The 888-nt window shown below is 49.1% G+C and carries 1 protein-coding gene; it reads right to left on the bottom strand.

What is annotated here, in order from left to right; translation table 11 throughout:
- Window positions 1-266 precede the first annotated feature (266 nt).
- The gene (locus MRBLSP13_RS18855) at window positions 267-677 is read right to left on the bottom strand and encodes a hypothetical protein (RefSeq protein WP_363756051.1); all 411 of its coding nucleotides are present in this window, start codon (window positions 675-677) and stop codon (window positions 267-269) included.
- Window positions 678-888 lie beyond the last annotated feature (211 nt).

Below are 888 nucleotides of genomic sequence, written 5' to 3'. Positions count from 1 at the left end.
TCATGGGGAAGCCCGCCGGGTGATCGACGGGCTTTTTCGTCTTGTTTTCGGTTATACTTTTGGTCGGTTCACCGAAAACAACCCTTAAACCAATGGATATATTCGACCTTTCTGGTTTCCAGCCCTTAGTCGAACAATCCGCCATTCCGAAGGACGCCCGAAACATGACTGCCTTCAACTCTATTTAGTCATGGGAAAGTCCGACAACCGAAGCTGCCGGACTTCCAAACGAAAATCCCTTTTGCAAGGACACCCTATTTAGCGGGTCACTTGTCGCGCAGTGGGCCGAACGTATCAATTAGATCGCCGACTAGCCTTCGGGCTTCATTGCGGATTTCGTGGTATGCTTTGTCGGCGTCGTGTGCTGCCTTGAGTGTCACGTTGCTGATGTCAGCATTATTGATGATGCTCCAACCCGGAATGACCGTGCCTGCCTTGACACGAACTGCGCCGTCACTCGCTTCAAGCACTGGTTCACTTTCTGAACCGTTCACCTGATTGTAGATGATCTTCTTCATCTGCTTAACGTGTTGAAGATCGGCTTCTGCCCTAGCTTCGGCTTCATTGACTAGGGTTGTCATACGCTGGTCAATTGATGTGATCTCGGCCAAAAGCGCGGTCTTCTTGTCCTTAAGCGCCATGACCATATCGTTGAAATCGTTCTGTGTAACCGCCATTGTTTTGTTCTCCAATTCTTGTGTTGGTTTCTTTGTAGTTATCGCCTTAGATTGGCTTGCGTGAATTGATTGCTGCATCCAGCTTTGCGAGTGCATCCATGATGGACAATGCAAGTGGCACGTTTTCTGGCAGCACATCTAGGTCAGCAGCTAGAATATCTAGTTCTTCGGCTTCGTCCATCGGAGTGGCCTGTAGTTCGATCTTTTCCAT

It is taken from the genome of Sphingobium sp. LSP13-1-1.1, from assembly GCF_040676415.1.
Lineage (GTDB): Bacteria > Pseudomonadota > Alphaproteobacteria > Sphingomonadales > Sphingomonadaceae > Sphingobium.
The sequence above is the reverse complement of the archived record's forward strand: the minus strand, read 5'-3'. Positions and strand labels throughout refer to the sequence as shown.

Excerpts from the sequence above, each read along its gene's own strand:
- MRBLSP13_RS18855 (WP_363756051.1), bottom strand. The coding sequence starts at position 677 with ATGGCGGTTACACAGAACGATTTCAACGATATGGTCATGGCGCTTAAG.